This is a genomic window from Neoroseomonas lacus (assembly GCF_014644535.1).
Lineage (GTDB): Bacteria > Pseudomonadota > Alphaproteobacteria > Acetobacterales > Acetobacteraceae > Neoroseomonas > Neoroseomonas lacus.
In genome coordinates, this window is the sequence record NZ_BMKW01000015.1 from 144,422 (window position 1) to 164,440 (window position 20,019).

The window sequence follows — 20,019 nt, forward strand, 5'->3', positions numbered from 1 at the left end:
ATGCGGATCGCGAGCAAGTCAGGGGCAGGTCACTCTCGACGCGCACTGGCGAATCCGGCACGCCTTCAACGCCGCCACCAAACTCGGAAGCGTGTTCAGGCCCTCGAAGTCTCTCCGAAGTATGCCTGCTCAAGGCGTTGATGGAGCTCAGGCTCATCGGCCTTCGCCTCGAGAACAACGCGGCCCTGCGCCATGGCATAGACCCTGTCGCTGACAGCCAGCGCCTTGTCGATCAGCTGTTCGACAAGCAGCACCGCCGTGCCAGCCGCGCGCAGATCCGACACGACGCCAAGCACGCGGTCCACCAGCACCGGGGACAGACCCGCGGAAGGTTCGTCCAGCAGCAGCAGCCGCGGCCGCCGCACCAGGCCTTGCGCCACCGCCAACATCTGCTGCTGCCCGCCGCTCAAAGCGCCGCCGCGGTCATTCCGCTTGGCGGCAATCTCCGGGAACACCGCCAGCGCCTCCTCGATGCGTTGGCCGCGGTCCCGGCGTGGCAGGTCATAAGCCGCGAGCAACAGGTTGTCGGTCACGCTGAGCTGGGTGAAGACGCGATGGCCTTCCACCACGTGTACCAGGCCGGCTTGCGCTGACCCGCGGGGGCCGGCATCGCGCATGTCCTGCCCTCCGAAATGGACGCTGCCGCCCGTCAGGGGCAGCAGGCCCGTCATGGCCCGCAACAGCGTGGTCTTTCCCGCGCCATTCGGGCCAAGAAGCGATACTACCTCGCCTGCGCCGATCTTCATATCGACGCCGTGCAGCACCGCGATCTTGCCGTAGCCGGCGGCAATGCCGCGAATGTCCAACAGCATATCAGCTCCCGAGATAGGCACTGACCACCTCCGAATGCACGCGGATCTCGGCCGGCGTGCCCGCAGCCAATTCGCGGCCGAGATTGAGCACGGTGACCTGGTCGCAAATCTCGAAGATGAGATCGGCATGATGCTCCACCAGCAGCACGCCGGTGCCCTGCCGGCTGATGGCACGAATGAGCGAGCCCAGGCTGTGGATCTCATCGCCCGAAAGCCCAGCTGCCGGCTCGTCGAGGAGCAGGAAGCGGGGTCGCACCATCAGCGCGCGGGCAATTTCGAGGAATCGCAGTTCACTGTGCTGCAGACGGTCGGCACGCACCTCCGCCAATCCCGCAAGGCCGACGCATCGCAGCGCCAGCAACGCGTCATGCCGCAGCATGGCTTCATCATGCCGATGACGAGGCAGCGCCAACAAGGACTCGACGAAGCTGCCTTTCCCGTTGATGGCGCCACCGACCATCACGTTCTGCAGCACGGTCGATTCGCCAATGATCCGCGGTGTCTGGAACGTCCGGGCAATGCCCGAAGCCGCACGGGTCTGCGGCGCGTCCATCGGCAGCGGAGCGGTACCCAGCGTCACGCTACCGGCTTCGGGATGGTAGAAGCCGGATATGACGTTCAGGGTCGTCGTCTTGCCCGACCCATTCGGCCCGATCAGCCCATGCACCTGCCCCGGCTCGACCTGGAGGTCCAGGCCGTCGATGGCGCGCACGCCGCCGAAGCTCAGCACGATGCCCTTCAGCAGGATGGGATCGGCGCTGAGGCGTCCGGCGAGGATCTCGGGCAGGACGTCCGTGTGCACCACGATGGAACGGTCCGCCTCGATCGGTCGCCTGCTGCGGAAGTCCAACAGAGCGGCGATGCCGCCGGGTGCCGCCAGCACGATGACCAAGAGCAGCACCGCATAGAGGAAGGTAGACCACGCCACCAGCGGCGCTGCGAATTCCGGCAGCCAGGTCAGCACGATGGTCGCGATCAGCGGGCCGAGGATCGAACCACGGCCGCCGATCAGGATGGCGATGAAGAACAGCACCGACAGGTCAAAGGTGAAGGCTTCCGGGCTGATGTAGGATTGCAGCGTGGCGAACAGCCCGCCGGCGATCCCGGCCATGGCGCCGGCAAACAGGAACACCGACCCCAGCAGCAGCGGTTTCGAGATGCCGGCCGATTCAGCAGCGACATCCGCATCGCGGATGGCCACCAGAGACCGGCCGAAGCGGCTATGCGCGACGTTCGCGGTGATCCAAGTGCAGAATGCCGCCAGCGCCAGGCAGAACAGGTAGAAGCCGAAGATGCTGTCGAGCGGTGCCGGCATCACGGGGCCGACAAGACCGATGCCGCCGCCGGTTACATCCTGCCAGGCCAGCGCGATCTGGGTGACGATGGTGGCGAAGCCGAGTGTGGTCATCGCGAAGTAGAAGGTTCGCAGGCGCAGCGCCGGCAGCCCGACAATCACGCCCGCCACGCCGCCGACAAGCGCCGCCGCACCGAGCGCCAGGAACACGTTGACCGGAGGCATCACGTTGCCAGCCACCAGGACGCTGGTGGTGTAGGCGCCCAGCGTCAGCATCGCGACCCAGCCGATCGCCAACTGCCCGGCGAAGCCCACCACCAGGTTCAAGGCCGAAACCAGCACCCAGTAGATCGCGGCACGCGTGGCGATCAGCGTCCAGTAGTCATTGCTGACTAGCGGAAGGATCAGCGCCGCGGCGAAGATCCCGACGAAGGGCAGGGCCTGCTTCAGCAGGCCCATTCGCTGCGCGCTCATACGCGGCGCTGCGCCGGGGCGCCGAAGAGCCCCTGTGGCGCGAGAAGGAGAACAATGATGAACACGCTGAACACCGCAACCGAGGCGAACACGCCGCCGAAGAGGAAGTTGGCCGATTGCTGGAATATGCCCAGCGCCAGGCCACCGATGATGGCGCCACGATTGTTGCCAAGGCCGCCGAGTGCGACCGGGACGAAACCCAGGAAGTTCAACATGGCACCGTTCGCGAAGAACGCGAGGAACAGCTGGCCGGAGGCAAAGCCGGCCAATCCGCCGATGACGCCCGCAAGCGCATAGCTTGCCATGCGCAAGTTGCGCTCCGGCAAGCCGAGCGCGCGGGCCGCGAAATTGTCTTCCGCAATGGCAAGGAAGGCGCGGCCGATCAGCGTGCGGCGATAGAGGAACTCAAGCCCCACCACCACGGCCGCGCAGGCTAGGATCGGCAGCCAGAACTTCTCGTCGCCGACGCCGCCGCCCTGCAGGCCGAACAGGCTTGGGAAGGGCTGGGGCTCGGTGCTCCAAGTGATGGCGGTGAACTGCTGGATCATCAGGGCCAGCGCCAGCGTGGACAGCACGTACAGATGCTGCTCCAGGCTCTTCAGCACGGGCCTCACGGCGATGATCTCGGTCAGCACACCGATCGCGGCGCAGGCAGCAAGCGTCAGCACGAAGCCGGCGATCGCCGGCAGGCCCAGCACGCCGATGAAGGCGGCACCGAGCACGCCCCCCAGCATGCCGAGCTGCCCGGCCGTGAAGCTCATGACGCGCGAGGCTGAGAACATGACGTTGTAGGTCACGCCGATCAGTGCATAGACCGCACCGACGGCGAGCCCGGACAGTAATATGGCAGTCAGCATGGCCCCGCGCGTTCCCCTTGTGGTTCAGACGTAGCCGGGGGCGAGGCGATAGGCGCCCTGCCGCAGGGAATTGGCTTCCGACATTACCAGGTCGCCATCGGGCAGGCCGTTGTGGTTGGTGGGCGACCAGGCGTAGCTGGCATAAAGCCCAGGCCAGTTCTGGACAGTGTTCCAGTACCCGATGATTCCGGCGGCGTCCGTGCCGCCGGATTCCTGCACGGCCTTGGCGATCATGTTGATCGCATCGACACCAAGCGCGACCCACCACAGGGTGGTGTCCTCGAGATTGATCTTGCCGCGCACGCTGTCCACGAAGGCCTGGACATGGTTCGGCAGCTTGCCGTCGGCGCCGTAGCTGCAGTTCTTGAAGCCGAGGATGTAGGTCTTCTGCCAATTCTCGGGTTTGGCGATCAACTGCCCCACCTCGCCGTTCCCCATGGCCGGATGGCCGACCAGCGGCACGTCCCAGCCCATATTGGCGCGGGTGTTCATCAGGCGTGAGATCAGCCCCGGTGAGACGGTCCAGACCGCGATCGCTTCCGCACCGGCGTTACGCATCCGCAGCATGTCGGGCGTCAGGTCCGGCTGCGTCGCATCGATGGTGGCGCGGTAAACGACTTCACCACCATGCCGCGCGATGGAGGCCGAGGAGCTGTTCACCGTCGTCGTGCCGTAGCCGGTGGTGTCGCCGATCACGGCGAATTTCTTCAGCTTGAGGATCTCCACACCGTACTTGCTGACGGCATCGTCGATCTGGCTGTTGGACGGCGCCATGCGGAAGGCGTTCGGATAGCGCGCAGGATCGATCAGCGAATCAACGAAACAGGGATGCACGTTGGGCATGCGCGCGCGCGCCATGATCGGTGTCGTGGCCAGGGATTCGCCGGAATTCGTCGGTCCCCAGATGGCATGTACGCGGGCGCGGCTGATCATCTCCTGCGCCGCATTGACCGCTTTGGTCGGATCACCCTGGGTGTCGCGCACCAGCAGCTCGAGGCGCCGCCCGCGCACGCCGCCATTCGCATTGATGGTGTCCACCGCGTGACGCACGCCACGATCGAAGCCGATGGCAGGCGCGGAACTCGGGCCGGTCAGCGCAGCAAGCCAGCCGATGCGGATCGGTTCGCTCTGCGCCAGCGCCGGCGTGGCCAGACCGAGGCTGGATGCGGTGGCGAGGCCGGCGCCTCCGAGTGTCAGGCCGCGACGGGTGATGGTCATGGTGCTTCCTCCGGTTATGCGGGGCTCGTTATCGAGCCGTTTGGACGTGACAATCGACGATATGGCCCCGTTCAAGGGAACAGGTCAGGCAGGAACGCATGGCGGGCCTTCGGCAAGCGAGCAACGACGCCCCGCGAGTGAGTCACGCCGCACGGCTCGCGAGCGTGCGCGTGGGCGCCGCCTTGGTATAGCGCTCCAACACCACCGGGTCGGGGTCACAGCCCAGGCCTGGCGCCGTCGGTACGGCGACGGTGCCGTCCTTCGCCCGCACCCACGGGTCGAAGGGGTTGGCCTCCATCTCCAGCCACAGCACCTCGATCAGCGGGCGTTCGGGCATGGCGGCGGCAATGTGGAGCGTGGCGACGAAGCCTGGCCCGAAATACGGACAATGCGGGATCACCTCGACACCATGGGCGCGGGCCAGGGCGATCACCTGTTGCATCTCGCCGATGCCACCGACCTTGGTCACGCTCGGTTGCGCGATGTCGATCGCGCCGGCCTCCATCAGGCTGCGGAATCCGAACAGGCCCGCGGTGTTCTCGCCCGCCGTCAATGGGATGCCGAAGCGGCGCAGACTGGCCAGGCCGGCGGCATCCTCCGGCGGCCAAACCGGCTCTTCCAGCCAGGCGAGACCGTCCGCCGCCAAGCTGGCGGCCATGCCGCGCGCGACCGGCGGTGTCCAGGCGCAGTTCACGTCCAGCATGATGGCCGCATCGGGCGCGGCGGATTTCGCCGCCAGAACGGCGTCACGCGTCACTTCATGCAGTTTGATGTGGCGATAACCTTGCGCGCGGGCATCCGCGGTGTTGCGCCCGACCAGATCAAGATTGCCGCCATAGGATAGCAGGCTCGCATAGGCGCCTAGGCGCCCCGCATTGCCGCCGCCGAGGAGCCGCCAGATGGGCTGGCCGCACCGTTTGCCGAGCAGGTCCCACAACGCCATCTCGATGCCCGAGAAGGCATAGACGAAGGGGCCATTGCGCCCCAGCAGGTGGACTCCGTGCAGCACCTGTCGGGTGATGGCGTTGATGTCCCCGGCATCCCGCCCGACCACCAGCGGTGCGACGATGCTATCGAGCGCCGCCTTGGTTGCCGGAATCGCGGCATGGCCGAAGGCCTCACCCCAACCGACAAGGCCATCCTCGGTTTCCACCCGGACGAGCAGAATCTCGAGCCGATCCCAGGGCTGCCCGGCAAACAATGGGTGCGGCCCCCCCATGGAAAAAGGCAGGGAGACGACGGAACTCTCGATAGCCGAAATTCGCATGGACGCCCTCGCGGCCCCTTCTTGATCGGGTGCTCGGCCTCCACAGGAGGCTGGATTACATAAGACCATGCGCCGAAACCCAAAGCAATATAAGCTGACCTGATGAAATTGAGCTTCCGTCAGATGGAGATCATCCGCGCCGTGGCGCTGCATGGGGCGGTGACGGCGGCCGCCGCCGATCTCGGCGTGTCGCAGCCGGCCGTCAGCATGGCGCTGCGAGAAAGCACCGCGGCGGTCGGCTTTCCGCTGTTCGTGCGTGCCCAGGGACGCCTTCAGCCGACTCCGGAACTGCGCGTTTTCCTCGATGAGGTGGACCGCGTCTTCAAGGGGCTGGAACGCATCGACCGCTTGGTCAGCGGCATCCGGGATGCCAGCGTGGGCTCGGTCGTGATTGCGGCGACACCAACGCTTGCCGACAATCTGCTGCCGTTCGCCGTGGCGGCCGTCAGGCGCGCGCGACCGCGCATTCAGATCACGGTCCAGACCATGGACAACCTCTCGGCCGTGGAAGCCGTGACGCAGGGGGGTGTCGATTTCGGGCTCGTCCTGACGCCGATTGCCGAGACCGATGCCAGGCTGGTGCCGCTCTGCGCGGCGGAACTGGTCTGCGTGGTTCCGCTCGGCCATCCGCTTGCCGGGCGCGTGGCGGTCACGCCGCAGGACATCGCGCCCTATCCGCTGATCTCGTTCAGCCGCAGCCTGCCGCTGGGTCGCCTCGTCGAGAAGAGTTTCCTCGACGCTGGGTTGGAGCGGCGGATCGCGCTTGAGGTGAACCAATCATCGACCGCCCTTGCCCTGGTGCGTGCCGGCGCGGGAGTGGCCCTCATCGATCCCTATCTGTTGGTGGACGGCAGGCAGCACGGTGTCGTGCGGATCCGGCTCGAGCCGCGCTCCATCGTCAAGGCGCAGGCGCTGGTTCCGGTCGCGGGGACATTGTCCCGTTCCGCATTGTTGATATTGGCAGCGATCCGTCGACATGGTGGATCGATGCACGGTGTCTCCAGCCTGACCATGCGGGACCTGCCGGATGTCTAGTCCGAGGCATTGATGGCGCAGTCCTCTCCGCGGCATGGGTGGACGCGCCACGGGACAGGTTGCGCATGGCCGCGCTGGGCGGAAGCGGTCCGCCGGCCCGCTCGGTTGAGGGCAGCGCACGCCGCGCGTCTTCCAGCGCGGCGCTGAGGGTACTTCCCGTCGACAGCACGAGATGCCGAGCCGCCGACCGCGTCACATGCTCTCCCTCCGCGACAGCCATGAGGACGCGCCGATGATCGAGCGTCGTTCTCGTTGACGCTGACCGCAGGGCGTCGTCGAGCAGCGAGATCTACTTCCATGCGCAACGCCTCAATCGCGATCAGCCGGCGCCTTCTTTTCGCTCAGTGAAATGTTCGCTCGCGGCAGATGCGGCCGATGGCAATCCTGACGACAATGGCGCCTGTACCAGGCACCCCGATCTTCGAATCCATCGTCACAGCAAACAATCCATCGCGGCGCGCCATAGCCCGCGATTGCGGCGCGGCCTCCATCCGGCATCTTTGGCACGATAATTGATTGCAGTTTGGTCGCACGCTGCCGCGACGCCGGCAGCATCGCTTCGCCGAAGGCACCGAGGAGCCAAACAATGACCGACATCGGCCTCAGCCATCTCAGCCGCCGGGCACTGCTCCTCGCCAGCGTCTACGCTGCCACGGCGCCGGTGGCTGAGGCGCAGACGCCGACGCCGCGGCGTGGCGGCACCATGGTGATGTTGGTGCATCCCGAACCCTCGACCCTCGCCACCTATGCCGTCTCGGCCGGCAACATCCCGCCGGTGACCACGCAGATCTACGAAGGCCTGCTGACCTACGACTGGGACCTGAAACCGGCACCAGCACTGGCGAAGTCCTGGGAGATCTCGCCCGACGGCAAGACCATAACCTTCCGCCTGCAGGAGGGCGTCACCTTCCACAACGGCCAGCCCTTCACCAGCGCCGATGTGCAGTACTCCTTCATGGAGATCGCCAAGAAGGTGAATCCGAACGGGCCGGTGATCCTCGCGGAACTGACCTCGGTCGACACGCCGGATCCGATGACGGCGGTGTTCAACCTGGCCAATCCGGCGCCGTACCTGATGGTGTCACTGTCGTCGAACAACATGCCGATCGTCTGCAAATCGGTGTTCGAGGGCACGCAGCCGCTGAACAATCCGACGGCCAACCGGCCCATCGGTACCGGGCCGTTCAAGTTCGCCGAGTGGAATCGCGGGCAGTACATCCGGCTTGACCGCAATGACCGGTATTGGAAGCCGGGCCTGCCGATGCTCAACCGCATCATCGCGCGCTTCATCCCCGATGCTGCGACGCGGTCCGCCGCGCTGGAGGCGGGGGAAGCGCATTTTGCCGCCTACAGCGCGGTCAACGCCGCCGACATCCGGCGCCTGCAGGCCAACCCGATCCTTGGAAGCACCACGGACGGCTACGGCATGACCGCGGCCATCACCGCACTGGAGTTCAACATGCGCCGGCCGCAGCTGGCGAAGAAGGAAGTGCGGCAGGCGATTGCCTATGCGATCGACCGGCAGTTCCTTGTCGATAACGTGCTCTACGGCTTCGCCAAGCCCGCCACAGGTCCACTCAGCTCCGTCTTCGCCACGTCGGGCTTCTACACCGACCAAGTGCGCCGCTTCGACGTGCCGGACAGGCTTGAAATCGCCAACCGCCTGATGGACGAGGCCGGCTTTCCGCGTGGTGCCGACGGCAAGCGCATGTCGCTCTATCTCGAGATCAATTCCTTCGGCGAGCAGTGGTTGCGCCAGGGCGAATACATCAAGCAGGCGCTCTCTCAGATCGGCATCGACCTGACATTGCGCAGCGAGGACACCGCCACGTGGCTGCGCCGCTGCTACACCGACTATGATTTCGACATCAACGAGCCCTTCTATTCCGCCGGCGCCGACCCGGTGGTGGGCGTGCATCGCCACTACGTCTCCTCGGCGATCCGTCGCGGCACAACCTTTGTGAACAACAAGGACTACCGCAATCCCGAACTCGACCGGCTGATGGACGCCGCGACGCGCGAGCCAGACCAGGCCCGCCGCGCCGCGTTGTATCACGAAGCGCAGAAGATCCTGGTCGAAGACAGTCCCGGCGCCTGGCTTTGCGAGGTCCAGTACGTGACCATCTTCAACAAGAAGCTGCACGACCATACGGGTCCACTCGGCGCCTATCAGGCGTTGGATCGCGCCTGGCTGGACCGCTGAACGGTGCGTCGCTGGCGCTATTTCGGGTACCGGCTGCTGTTGGCCCTGCCGGTCGTCTTCGGCATCCTGATCCTGAACTTCTTCCTTATCCGTCTTGCCCCGGGCGATGCGGCCTCGGTGCTGGCCGGCGAAAGCGGCGCGGCGACACCGGAATACACCGAGTTGCTACGCACGAAATTCGGGCTGGACCGGCCGCTGCCGGAACAGTTCGTCGCCTACATCCTCGCCGCGCTGCGCTTCGACCTCGGCTTCTCCTTCCGCAACGACGCACCGGTATCGGAACTCATCTTCGCGCGGCTCGGCCCGACCGTGCTGTTGATGATCACCGCCTTCACGCTCGCCTTGTCGATCGGCACGCTGCTCGGCCTGCTGGCCGCGGTGGCGCGCAACACCTGGCGGGACGCGGTGATCTCCGTGGCCACGTTGGTCTGCTACGCGACGCCGGGCTTCTGGCTTGGGCTGATGCTCATCGTGATTTTCTCGCTGCATCTCGGCTGGTTCCCCACCAGCGGCTTCGAGAACATCGCCGAGGGCTATGAAGGCTGGGAGCGTGTGGTCGATGTGGCGCGGCACCTGGCGATGCCAGCGATGGCGTTGGGGCTGTTCTACCTTGCGCTCTACACGCGGGTGATGCGCGCCTCGATGCTGGAACAGACCGGCATGGACTATGTCGTGACGGCGCGCGCCAAGGGGCAGAGCGAGCGCCGCATCATGTTCGGCCACATGCTGCGCAACGCCTTCCTGCCTGTGCTCACCATGGCGGGCGTGCAGGCTGGCAATCTGATCGGCGGGTCGGTGGTGATCGAGACGGTGTTCGGTTGGCCAGGCATAGGTACCCTCGCCTTCAACGCCCTGCAATCGCGCGACCTCAACCTGCTGCTCGGCATCTTCTTCATCTCCGCCTGCCTGGTCGTGATCATCAATCTGATCGTGGAGATACTCACCGTGTTCCTCGATCCGCGGATCCAGGCCTGATGCGCGCCGGCCTGCGACGCTTCGCGCGCAATCGGATGGCCCTGGCGGGCAGCGTCGTCATCTTCTGCGTCTTCCTGCTGACCGTCACCGCGCCCTTCCTGTTCCCACAAGGTGCGTTCAACCTGGCGGGACAGCCTCTGCAGCCGCCCAGCCTGCGCTTCCCACTTGGCACCGATGCGTTGGGGCGCGATGTCGCGGCCGGCGTGGCGGAAGGGGCGCGGACATCGCTTCTCATCGGTATCTCGGCCGCGCTGTCGGCGGTGCTGTTCGGCGCGGCGGTCGGCGGTATCGCGGGCTATTACCGCGGCCCGATCGACCTGCTGCTGATGCGACTCACCGAGTTTTTCCAGACCATCCCGGCCTTCCTGCTGGCGATGCTGCTGGTGGTGATCCTCTCGCCCTCCCTGCTCAGCGTCATCATCGCCATCGCGGCGGTTTCCTGGCCTGGCATCGCGCGGCTGGTGCGCGGCGAGTTCGTCGCGCTGGGCGGGCGCGAATTCATCCTGGCCAGCGCCGGGCTCGGTGCCAGCGGGCCACGTATCATCTTCCGCCACCTGCTGCCCAACTGCCTGTCCTCGATCATCGCGGTGGGTTCGCTGCTGGTGGCGACGGCCATCCTGCTGGAGACGGGGCTTGCCTTCCTCGGCCTCGGCGACCCCAACATCATGAGCTGGGGGCTGCAGATCAGCGCGGGGCGCGTCTCGCTGCGCAGCGCCTGGTGGGTCTGCACCTTTCCCGGCATCGCCATCCTGCTGACCGTGCTGTCGATCAACCTGATTGGCGATGGGTTGAACGAGGCGCTGAACCCGAGGCTGCGCAAACGATGAGCAGCACTGTCCTCGACATCCAGGACCTGACCATTGGCCTGCCGGCCGGCGCCGACCGCAGCAGTGCCGTGCAGGGCATGAACCTGGCGTTACGCGCCGGCGAGGTGACCTGCCTGATTGGTGAATCGGGTTCCGGCAAGTCGCTCGCCGCACGCGCCGTGCTCGGTTTGCTGCCCGGTCCGCGCGTCAGCGTCACTGCGGGCCGCATCCTTTTCGAGGGCCAGGACCTCGTCAGCCTACCCGAGCGCGAGATGGCCAAGATCCGCGGCGCGCGCATCGGCATGATCTTCCAGGAGCCGATGACCGCGCTCAACCCGCTGCATCGCATCGGGCGGCAGATCGAGGAGGTGTTCCGCATCCACACCACGCTCGGCACGGCCGAGCGGCGCGGGCGCGTGGTCAAGTTGCTGGCCGACGTGCACCTGCCTGATCCCGAGAAGATCGCTCGCTCCTACCCACATCAGCTCTCCGGTGGGCAGCGGCAGCGCGCCATGATCGCCATGGCGCTGGCGCTGGAACCGAAGCTGCTGATTGCCGACGAGCCGACCACCGCGCTCGACGTGACCACCCAGGCGCAGATCCTGCACCTGATCCACGAATTGCAGCGCGAACACGGCACGGCCGTGCTGTTTATCACCCATGATTTTGGCGTGGTTGCCGACATCGCCGACCAGGTCGCTGTGCTGCAGAAGGGCGTGCTGGTCGAGGCCGGGCCGCGCGATGCCGTGCTCAACGCGCCGCAGCACGCCTATACGAAAGCGTTGCTCGCCGCCGTGCCGCGACTGGTGGTGCCCGATCGACCCCCGGCCACGGCGGGGCTGGTCGTGCTGGAAAGCGTCGATGTCCGCAAATCCTACGCGGCCAAGGGCTTCTTCGCGCGTGGCCGTAGCACGCAGGCGCTCGATGGCGTCAGCGTGCAGCTGCATCGGGGCGAGACGCTTGGCCTTGTAGGCGAATCGGGATCGGGAAAATCCACCCTGGCGCGGGCGATGACGCGGCTGCTTCCGATCGATTCCGGCGACGTCATCCTCAAGGGCGAAGGAATCACGCATCTGTCCACCAAGGCGATGCGCCCGTATCGCCGCATGGTGCAGATGGTGTTCCAGGACCCCTACGCCTCGCTCGATCCTCGGCAGCGCGTGGTCGACATCATCTCGGAAGGGCCAATCATTCATGGCACGCCGCCTGCCGAGGCGCATACACGCGCGCGGCGCCTGCTTGGCCTGGTCGGTCTCGATCCCTCCGCCGCCGACCGCTATCCGCATGAATTCTCGGGTGGGCAGCGTCAGCGCATCGGCATCGCCCGCGCGCTGGCCGTCGAACCGGAGGTGCTCGTCGCGGATGAGCCGGTCTCCGCGCTCGATGTGTCGGTGCAGGCGCAGGTGCTGGAATTGCTGGCGGACATCAAGGCGGAGCTCGGCATCTCCATGCTGTTCGTGACGCATGACCTGCGTGTTGCGTTGCAGATCTGCGACCGGATCGCCGTGATGCGCCATGGCGCCATCGTCGAACTCGGACCGACCGCGGAGATCTTCGCCTCGCCGCGTCACCCCTATACCAGGGCGCTGTTCGACGCCGTCCCTGGCGCGGCCTGGAGCCAGGGCGCCGAGATCCTGACACCCGCGGAGTAGCCCGATGGAATTCCCTGCCGACGCCTTCCTGCCCGGGCCCCGGGTGACGATCCCCGGCGCCGTGGGAGGATCGCTGAGCGACCTGACCTTCGCCGCCAAGGACCTGTTCGACGTCGCCGGGCATCGCACCGGCGGCGGCAACCCGGATTGGGCCGCGACGCATCCGGTCCCCACCACCCATGCCTGGGCCGTTCAGGCGCTGCTGGGTGCCGGCGCCAATCTCGTTGGTAAGACGGTCACCTGCGAGATCTCGCTCGGTATCCTCGGCTTCAACGCCTTCGATGGAACGCCGCCAAATCCGGCGGCACCCGGCTGCCTGCCGGGCGGGTCTTCCAGCGGCTCCGCTTCCGCTGTCGCGGCGGGGCTGTGCGATATCGCCCTCGGGACGGATTCCGGTGGATCTGTCCGCGTGCCATCCAGCCTCTGTGGCCTATATGGCATGCGGCCCAGCCTCGGCGCGGTTTCGATGGAAGGCGTCTGCCGCCAGGCCCCAACATATGACACGGTCGGCTGGTTCGCCCGTGACGCAGCAACCTTCGCACGCGCCGCCGAGGTGTTACTCGGCACGCCGCTGCCCGCACCGGAAGCCGCAGGTCTGCTGGTCGCCGAGGATGCCTTCGCCTTCGCCGATCCTGACTTGGCCGACGCGCTGCGCCCAGCCGTCGCGCGCATCGGCGCCTTCATTGGCGGCGCCACAGCGACCAGCATCGCCGAGCCAGGCGAGTTGGAAGTCTGGGCCAGCCAGCGCAACATCCTCCAGCGCGCCGAAAGTTGGCAGACATTCCGAGGCTGGATCGAGGCGGTGAATCCGCGCTTCGGCTTCAATGTCGCGCGCAACCTGACCATGGCCTCCTCCATCACCAGCGAGCAAGTGGCGTTGGCGAATGTGGCGCGGCGGCGCGTCGTCGAGCGCGCCAGGCTGCTGCTTGAAGGCGGCGCGCTTCTGTGCACGCCGACGACGCCTTTCACCGCGCCGCCGCTCGGCCTGCCGCTCAGCGAGCTCGACCGCTACTCGGCGCGCATCGGGCTGCTGACCTCCTTTGCTGGGCTCGTCGGCCTGCCGCAGATCAGCCTGCCGGTCGCCACGATCGGCGGCAAGCCGGCAGGCCTTTCCCTGATCGGCTGGCGCGGCGCCGATGCCCGCCTTGCTGCTATCGCCAAGGCCCTGGAGGCAAACGCATGACCGAGACCAACGACCCCGCCATCATCGCCGAAGTGCGCGCCGCCTTCGAACGCTATGATCGCGCGCTGGACGACAATGACGTTGCGGTGCTGGACGACAGTTTCTGGGAGAGTCCGCACACGTTGCGGTACGGCGTCGGCGAGAACCTCTACGGCCATGCCGAGATCGCCGCCTTCCGCGCGTCACGTACCCCCGCCCAGCACAAGGCCCGCGCGCGGCGGCTCGAGAATACGCGCATCACCACTTTCGGCCGCGACTTCGCTGTTGCCAACACGGAGTATGTGATCCTTGCCACCGGCAAGCGTGGCCGGCAGAGCCAAACCTGGTTGCGCACGCCCGACGGCTGGAAGGTGGTTGCCGCGCATGTCAGCATGCTGGCCTGATCGCCGACATCCAGCGAAGCGTCGGTACGGCGACACCACGTCAGGTCGCCAAGGAGCAGCGCATACGACCGGGCGAAGTTCGATAGGCGCTTCGGCCCGCGCGGCCGGAGGCCTGACCTCCGTTCGCGCGGGCTGATGCTTGCCCGGGGTCTGTCTCACGGCGCCCAGGCAATGCCCTCGGCGACACTGAAGGACAGCGTGCTGACGAAGCGCAGGCGACGGTAGGCGCCATCCCCATCGCCACCCGCACGTTCTTCGGTGTGCACGGCCTCGACGACGTAGCGTCCGGCCCAGGGGGTTTCGAAGGTTACGCGGCCGTCGGCGTCGGTGCGCAGGCGGCGTTCCCAGCGCGGCGGAGCGACGATCGTCACCTCGGTGCGCGGCAGCGGCTGGCCGCGTAGCATCAGCGTGAACTCGTTGCCGCCGGCGGTTACCGGCACAAGTTCCAGATCCATCACGCCGCGGGTCTCGGTGCGGCCTTCGCGGGCGAGGAAGATCGGCTTGATGCGTCCGGCCTCTGCCCGGCCATAGGGGGCAACACCTTCCTCCACCAGGCGCGCATCGGTCGCGCCCGTCGGCAGGGTAAAGTCGAGCCGGTCGGGTTGGCGCGTGACCGGCAAGGTCGTCGCGGCGTCGGTGGTAAAGGCGCGCGGCGCGGCGATGTAGTCGAGATAGCCGCCGGCGCGCTCGCGAACATTGTCGATGGGCTCACCGAAATAGACGTGCACGGTCTGGCCGGCGCGTTCGAGCCAGACCTGGTGGGCGGTGGCGGGCAGCGCGACGAGCAGCGCGAGCGCTCCGAAGGCGGCGTGACGGATGGACATGGCGAACTCCCTTGATGGTCAGAGGCAGGCGCCGATGGCGCCGAGGATGGGCAGGGCCGGCGCCAACGCCGCCATGGCGCGCGGCCGGTAGGGCAGCAGCAGCACGATGGGCAGCGCCGCTGCGGTCAGCACGCCGCACCAGGCGATCGGGCCAAAGGCCCAGCCCCAATCGGCGATGCAGGTGGGGAAGGAGGCGGCGAGCAGCGCCCACCCCGCCAGGCGCAGCGCAACGCGGCGACGCGATGGGATGCGCCGCGTGCCGAACACCTCACCATGATGGCGTTCCATGGCGAGGCAGAGGGCGACGAAGCCGGCATAGGCAAGGGCGATGGCGAGGATCGTCATTCCGCGGCCGCCGATTGCACTGCGCCGCGCCGTTGCCGCGGCGCTGCCGCCTCGCGCCCGACCATGCAGGCGCAGCCGCCGAGCAGCACTGCGAAAGCGAGGCACGCCAGGTCAATGCCGGCGATGTCCCAGCGCCACGCGGGCAGCGTCGCGGCCAGCGCGCTACCCGGCGTGGCGACGACATTGACCACCGGCACCGCGACCTGCAGGACGGCGCCGAGCCAGAGCTGTTCCTGCCAGGCGCGGCGATGGCTGCGGAACAACGGATGCAGTAGCAGCACGGCCCAGGCGATGAAGAAGCAGTAGACTTCCCAGGTTATGCGCCCGGCCATCTCGACCGGCAGCAGCCGGTTGGCGAGCAGATAGATGGCCATCGCCGCCGGCAGCCCGGCGATGGCGCCGACATTGAGGATCTCGACGAGACGCGTGCCGGCGCCGGCGCCGGATTTCTGCCGACGCTTCACCGCCCACAGGATGGTGCCGGTGGCGACCATGGCGCTGCCCATCAGCGCTGACAGGAAGAACAGCGCGCGCATCACGCCGCCGCCGAAGCGGCCGACATGCAGCCCGTACATCACGCCGCGCGTGGCGTCCGCCGGGCCGTCGGGTTCGCGCGTGGCGATGACCGCGCCGGTGGTGCCGTTGAAGATGATGGTGCGACGGCTGACGGAGACGCGGTCGCTGTCCTGCTGCTGGAAGGTGATGGTGGCGGTTGAATCACCCGGGTTGGTGACGAGCACGCGGCCGATCTCGCCGCCATGCCAGCGCGCCTTCGCTTCGGCGACCAGCGGCGTGACGGGAGTGAGCGGCGTCGCCACGCCGGCGCGCGGCACGGCTTCGTCGATGCCGAAGACGGCGGCGGTATAGGCAGCGCGGTTGCCCTCGAAATTGGTCAGGATCGGCCAGGGCATGGTCAACGCGATCAGCGTGACGAGGCCGGTATAGGTGATCATCAGGTGATAGGGCAGCGCCAGGGTGGCGAGCGCGGCATGGCCGTCGAGCCAGGAGCGTTGGCCCTTGCGCGGGCGGAAGGTGAAGAAGTCGGCGAAGATCCGCCGATGCGTCACGATGCCGCTGACGATCGAGACCAGCATGACCATGGCGCAGAAGCTGACGATCCAACGCGCGATCGGGATCGGCAGGCCGAACAGTTGGAAGTGGAAGGCGTAGAAGAAGTCGCCGCCAGCCGTGGCGCGCGCGGCGAGGTCACCACCGGTCCGCGGGTCGAGCTGCGCCTGCCGGAAGCCGCGCGGGGTCGCCGTCGGGTCGCGCCAGAAGGCAGAGGCAACCGGATTGCGCTCGCTCGGCATCAAGATGATCCAGCTCGGTGCCGCCGGGGCGCGACGCTGCATCTCGGCAATGACCACTTCGGTCGCGCGCGTGCCTGGTGCCGCCTGCTGCAATTCAGGGCGCATCCACAGCGAGATCTCCGGGCGGAAATAGCTGACCGTGCCGGTGAGGAAGATGGCGAAGAGCAGCCAGCCGACAACGAGGCCGCTCCATGTGTGCAGCCAGGCCATGGACTGGCGGAACCCGGCCTTCATGCGACCCCCAGCAACCAGAAGGCGCCGCCGAACACGCCGGCGGCGATGGCAAGCCCGACCCAGGCGCGCAGCGCCGATGACGCGGCGAAGACCCAGATCACCGCCGCGGTGTAGATGGCGTAGCTCGCCATCATGCCGATCAGCGCGCCCTCGACGCGCGAACCGAGCCGCGCCAGCGCGATCGAGCTGAGCGCGGCCACCGCATAGCCGCCGAGGATGGCGGCCACGCAGCGGGAGACGATGCCGCCGATGCGGCGCGCCTCCATGGGATTCCAGGTGAGGCGCATCTCACCACGTATAGGCGAGGGTGGCGTAGACGGTGCGGCCGGCGCCATAGCCGCAGCTGCCGGTCGCGGAGCCGACCGCGCCCGAGCATGAGTCGAGGTAGCGCGTGTTGCCGATGTTGGTGCCGTTGACCGCGAGGCGCCAGTTCTGCCAGGTCACGCTCGCCATCGCGTCATACAGCGTATAGGACGGCGTCACGGCGATCGCCCCGTCGACGTTGTTCGCGAGGGTATTGCCCTGGTAGCGCACGCCGCCGCCGATCATCAGCGCGATGCCTTCGGCGAAATGAAAGGTATAGTCCGTCCAGGCCGAGATCTGGTGATTCGGCGTTACCACCGGGCGATTGCCCTGGGTGCCGGTGTTGGAACTGGTGACCTCGGGCTCCTGGTAGGTGTAGGCGGCGATCACGCGCCAATCGTCGGTCAGCGCCACGTTCGCCTCGACCTCGACGCCCTGGTTGCGGACTTCGCCGGTCTGGGTGCTGTAGTTGGTGTGCTGCGGGTCGGTGGTCAGCACGTTCTGTTGCGTCAGGTCGAACAGCGCGACCGAGGCGAAGCTGCGGCTGCCCGGCGGCTGGTACTTCACGCCGACTTCCCACTGCGTGCCGGTCGTCGGTTCGAAATTGGCACCATAGAAATCGGTGCCCGCCGTTGGTAGGAACGAGGTCGAGTAGCTGATGTAGGGCGAGACGCCGGACTCGAAGGAGTAGAGGAGGCCGACGCGGCCGGTGAAGGCCGAATCATTCAGCGAGGTCACCGCCTCGGTGAAGGTGTTGCGGGTGTCCTGCCACGACCAGTCATAGCGGCCGGTCAGCGTGAAGTAGACGCGGTCCCAGCGCATCTGGTCCTGCACATAGGTGCCGAGCTGCTGTTGCGTCTGGTTGGTGCTGGTGGTGATCGCCGGCAGTGGCACATAGGCGCCGTAGACCGGGTTGAACAGGTTGATCGACGGACCGACCGCGGAGCCCGCGCGGTTCTGCATCAGCTGCCAGCGATAGTCGACGCCGCCGAGCAGGGTGTGCTCGATCGGCCCGGTCATCGCGCGGTACTCAATGTTGTTGTCCAGCGTGGCGGCACTGGTGATCGGTTCGCCGCGGTAGGCGATGCGGCCCGCGGTGTTGCCCGTCTGGGTGTATGGATAGATCGAGCGGTAGTCGATGTGGTAGTACATGTAGCGGAAGCTCGAACGGATCAGCCAATTTTCCGCCGGCCGGACCGACAGCAGGTAACCCGCGGTGAACTGGTCTCGCGTGAAGCGGTCGTAGTTCGGCTCGCCGGTGTTGCGGCTGATCGGGATGCGCCCGTAGGGGCTGTAGTCGATCGTACCCGCGCGCGGCAGGAACTGCGCGGAGGAACCGGCCTCGTCGTGCAGGTAGCTGCCCAGGACAGTCAGGTCGACCATTTCATTGGGGCGCCAGCGGAAGGATGGCGCCGCATAGATGCGGTCGTTGGTGACGTCGTCGATCGAGGTGTCTGAATCGCGCCACAGGCCGGTGAAGCGCCACATCAGCGAGTCGTCGTCGGTCAGCGAACCGCCGACGTCGCCCATCACCTGCATGCGGTTGTAGCTGCCGACCTGGGTGGCGAGAACGTTGCTCATGCCCGGCTGGGGGATGCGGCTGGTCGCGTTCACGATGCCGCCGATATTCGTCTGGCCGTAGAGCGCCGAGGCGGAGCCGCGCAGCACTTCGATGCGCTCCATGCCCCAAGGCTCGAGGCGCGCGCTGTTGAAGCCGTTGAAGGCCGGCAGGCGCATGCCGTCCAGGAAGATGTCGCCCTGGAATCCACGAATCTGGAAGTATTCGCCGCGGGCGTCGTCGCCATACTGCTCGAAGTTGACGCCCGGCGTGTAGCGCAGCGCCGAGGAGAGGTTCCACGAATTCATCACGTCCATCCGCTCACGCGTGATGACCGAGATGGATTGCGGCGTGTCGACGATCGGCGTGTCGGTGCGGGTGGCGGTGGCGCTGCGCGTCGCGACCATGCCCTGGGCCGGGCCACGCGCCGATTCGCTCTCGATGCGCACCTCCGGCAGCGAGACGGAGGCGGGATCATCCGCGGTCTGCGCACCCGCTGCTGTGGAGATGCTCATCAGGGCCGCGACCGGGACCCAACGGCGGCACCGCAAGGCGGCGCCACTCTCCTTTCGGCTCAACATCACTTCAATCCCCCGGGCTGATCCCTGCATGGGGCAGGGCCAGATGCTTTTCTGCAATTGCGACTCAGTCGCATATGAAAAATCAATTCGCAAGGCCGCACCTCGTGACGTGGATCAAGTTTCTGAACAGACGCCCGGCAACCGGGAGGGCCTCATTGCCGTGGGCCCGATCGCTGATGGCAGCTCGCACGGCGCGAAGGGGACAGCTCGGCGCACCGCCCGTCGCGGGTGCGGCGGAGGTTCCCGCCCGGGCTTACTGCTACTTGGCACGACGTTTGTGTCGACGCGGCGTGCCACGTCACTCTGGCAGCAGAACGGCGGCGCCTATCTCAGTTGGAAACGTATCGGGACGGCGATCACCAGGCTGTCGCCCGGCATGTCCGCCGGCATGGCAGGCAGGCTGGCCCGCTGGATCATCGCTTCCACCGCCTGGTCGAGATCCGCCTCGCCGGCACTGCGTTCGATCCGCCAGCTGGCGACGCGGCCGTCCCGCATGACGATGAACCGCAGCAGCGCAACGCCTGTCGCGCGCCGCGCCCTGGCGGATTCGGGATAGCGCTTCTGGCGCTCCAGCGCGGCGGCGACCGCCCGGAGATAGGATGGCGGCGGCGCCGAGGGCCGCGCGGCCGGGGAGGGCGCGACGGCGGCGGGCGCGGCCGCCGGCGCGGCGGCGGCCGGGCGCGGCGGTGCTGCGCGCGGTGGGGC

Annotated in this window: 19 protein-coding genes; 7 read left to right on the top strand and 12 right to left on the bottom strand. The window is 67.1% G+C overall.

The features are described from left to right. Positions 1-95 precede the first annotated feature (95 nt). The 5 genes from IEY36_RS25580 to IEY36_RS25600 all read right to left on the bottom strand — a co-directional run bounded on the left by IEY36_RS25580 (position 96) and on the right by IEY36_RS25600 (position 5,922). A complete protein-coding gene (locus IEY36_RS25580; RefSeq protein ID WP_188972252.1) occupies positions 96-812 on the bottom strand; it encodes an ABC transporter ATP-binding protein in 717 nt (238 codons plus the stop codon). A 1-nt stretch (position 813) separates the two neighbouring features. Beyond that, positions 814-2,580 carry a branched-chain amino acid ABC transporter ATP-binding protein/permease gene (locus IEY36_RS25585; protein ID WP_188972254.1) on the bottom strand — a complete coding sequence of 589 codons (1,767 nt, stop codon included), beginning with the start codon at positions 2,578-2,580 and terminating at the stop codon, positions 814-816. Beyond that, positions 2,577-3,437 (bottom strand): branched-chain amino acid ABC transporter permease, encoded by an 861-nt coding sequence (locus IEY36_RS25590; protein WP_188972256.1) that lies wholly within the window; start codon positions 3,435-3,437, stop codon positions 2,577-2,579. The genes IEY36_RS25585 and IEY36_RS25590 overlap by 4 nt, the downstream gene beginning before the upstream one ends. A gap of 24 nt (positions 3,438-3,461) precedes the next feature. Next, positions 3,462-4,655 (bottom strand): ABC transporter substrate-binding protein, encoded by a 1,194-nt coding sequence (locus IEY36_RS25595; protein WP_188972258.1) that lies wholly within the window; start codon positions 4,653-4,655, stop codon positions 3,462-3,464. Positions 4,656-4,797: 142 nt separating this feature from the next. Next, positions 4,798-5,922 (bottom strand): mandelate racemase/muconate lactonizing enzyme family protein, encoded by a 1,125-nt coding sequence (locus tag IEY36_RS25600; protein WP_188972260.1) that lies wholly within the window; start codon positions 5,920-5,922, stop codon positions 4,798-4,800. Between the two features lie 123 nt (positions 5,923-6,045). Here IEY36_RS25600 and IEY36_RS25605 point away from each other — a divergent pair, with 123 nt between their 5' ends. Next, a complete protein-coding gene (locus IEY36_RS25605) occupies positions 6,046-6,957 on the top strand; it encodes a LysR family transcriptional regulator (RefSeq protein ID WP_188972262.1) in 912 nt (303 codons plus the stop codon). A gap of 309 nt (positions 6,958-7,266) precedes the next feature. Here the strand turns inward: IEY36_RS25605 and IEY36_RS25610 are convergent, their stop codons facing one another. Then, positions 7,267-7,554: a hypothetical protein gene (locus tag IEY36_RS25610; RefSeq protein ID WP_188972264.1), complete on the bottom strand. Its 288-nt coding sequence runs from the start codon at positions 7,552-7,554 to the stop codon at positions 7,267-7,269. Here IEY36_RS25610 and IEY36_RS25615 point away from each other — a divergent pair. The 6 genes from IEY36_RS25615 to hpxZ are packed head-to-tail and all read left to right on the top strand — an operon-like array spanning position 7,544 to position 14,159. Next, positions 7,544-9,160: an ABC transporter substrate-binding protein gene (locus IEY36_RS25615; protein WP_188972266.1), complete on the top strand. Its 1,617-nt coding sequence runs from the start codon at positions 7,544-7,546 to the stop codon at positions 9,158-9,160. The genes IEY36_RS25610 and IEY36_RS25615 overlap by 11 nt on opposite strands. Positions 9,161-9,163: 3 nt before the next feature. Further along, positions 9,164-10,135 (top strand): ABC transporter permease, encoded by a 972-nt coding sequence (locus IEY36_RS25620; RefSeq protein WP_188972268.1) that lies wholly within the window; start codon positions 9,164-9,166, stop codon positions 10,133-10,135. After that, positions 10,135-10,962: an ABC transporter permease gene (locus IEY36_RS25625; protein ID WP_188972270.1), complete on the top strand. Its 828-nt coding sequence runs from the start codon at positions 10,135-10,137 to the stop codon at positions 10,960-10,962. The genes IEY36_RS25620 and IEY36_RS25625 overlap by 1 nt, the downstream gene beginning before the upstream one ends. Then, on the top strand, positions 10,959-12,593 hold the full coding sequence (locus IEY36_RS25630; RefSeq protein WP_188972272.1) for an ABC transporter ATP-binding protein: 1,635 nt from the start codon (positions 10,959-10,961) through the stop codon (positions 12,591-12,593). Before IEY36_RS25625 ends, IEY36_RS25630 begins: the two co-directional genes overlap by 4 nt. Before the next feature lie 4 nt (positions 12,594-12,597). Continuing rightward, positions 12,598-13,776, top strand: coding sequence for an amidase (locus tag IEY36_RS25635; protein ID WP_188972274.1), 1,179 nt, complete (start codon positions 12,598-12,600; stop codon positions 13,774-13,776). Next, a complete protein-coding gene (gene hpxZ / locus IEY36_RS25640) occupies positions 13,773-14,159 on the top strand; it encodes an oxalurate catabolism protein HpxZ (protein WP_188972276.1) in 387 nt (128 codons plus the stop codon). Before IEY36_RS25635 ends, hpxZ begins: the two co-directional genes overlap by 4 nt. 155 nt (positions 14,160-14,314) lie before the next feature. Here hpxZ and IEY36_RS25645 read toward each other — a convergent pair whose 3' ends face one another. The 6 genes from IEY36_RS25645 to IEY36_RS25670 all read right to left on the bottom strand — a co-directional run. Then, the gene (locus tag IEY36_RS25645; RefSeq protein ID WP_188972278.1) at positions 14,315-14,983 is read right to left on the bottom strand and encodes a DUF4198 domain-containing protein; all 669 of its coding nucleotides are present in this window, start codon (positions 14,981-14,983) and stop codon (positions 14,315-14,317) included. A gap of 18 nt (positions 14,984-15,001) precedes the next feature. Further along, positions 15,002-15,328 (bottom strand): DUF3325 domain-containing protein, encoded by a 327-nt coding sequence (locus IEY36_RS25650; protein ID WP_188972280.1) that lies wholly within the window; start codon positions 15,326-15,328, stop codon positions 15,002-15,004. Continuing rightward, entirely contained in the window at positions 15,325-16,872 is a 1,548-nt protein-coding gene (locus IEY36_RS25655; protein ID WP_188972282.1) for a PepSY-associated TM helix domain-containing protein, read from the bottom strand. Before IEY36_RS25655 ends, IEY36_RS25650 begins: the two co-directional genes overlap by 4 nt. After that, on the bottom strand, positions 16,869-17,138 hold the full coding sequence (locus IEY36_RS25660; protein ID WP_229681573.1) for a DUF3649 domain-containing protein: 270 nt from the start codon (positions 17,136-17,138) through the stop codon (positions 16,869-16,871). Before IEY36_RS25660 ends, IEY36_RS25655 begins: the two co-directional genes overlap by 4 nt. A 22-nt stretch (positions 17,139-17,160) precedes the next feature. Continuing rightward, entirely contained in the window at positions 17,161-19,248 is a 2,088-nt protein-coding gene (locus tag IEY36_RS25665) for a TonB-dependent siderophore receptor (protein WP_188972286.1), read from the bottom strand. Between the two features lie 390 nt (positions 19,249-19,638). Then, positions 19,639-20,019: energy transducer TonB (locus tag IEY36_RS25670; protein WP_188972288.1), on the bottom strand; the 381-nt coding region annotated here is incomplete at its 5' end.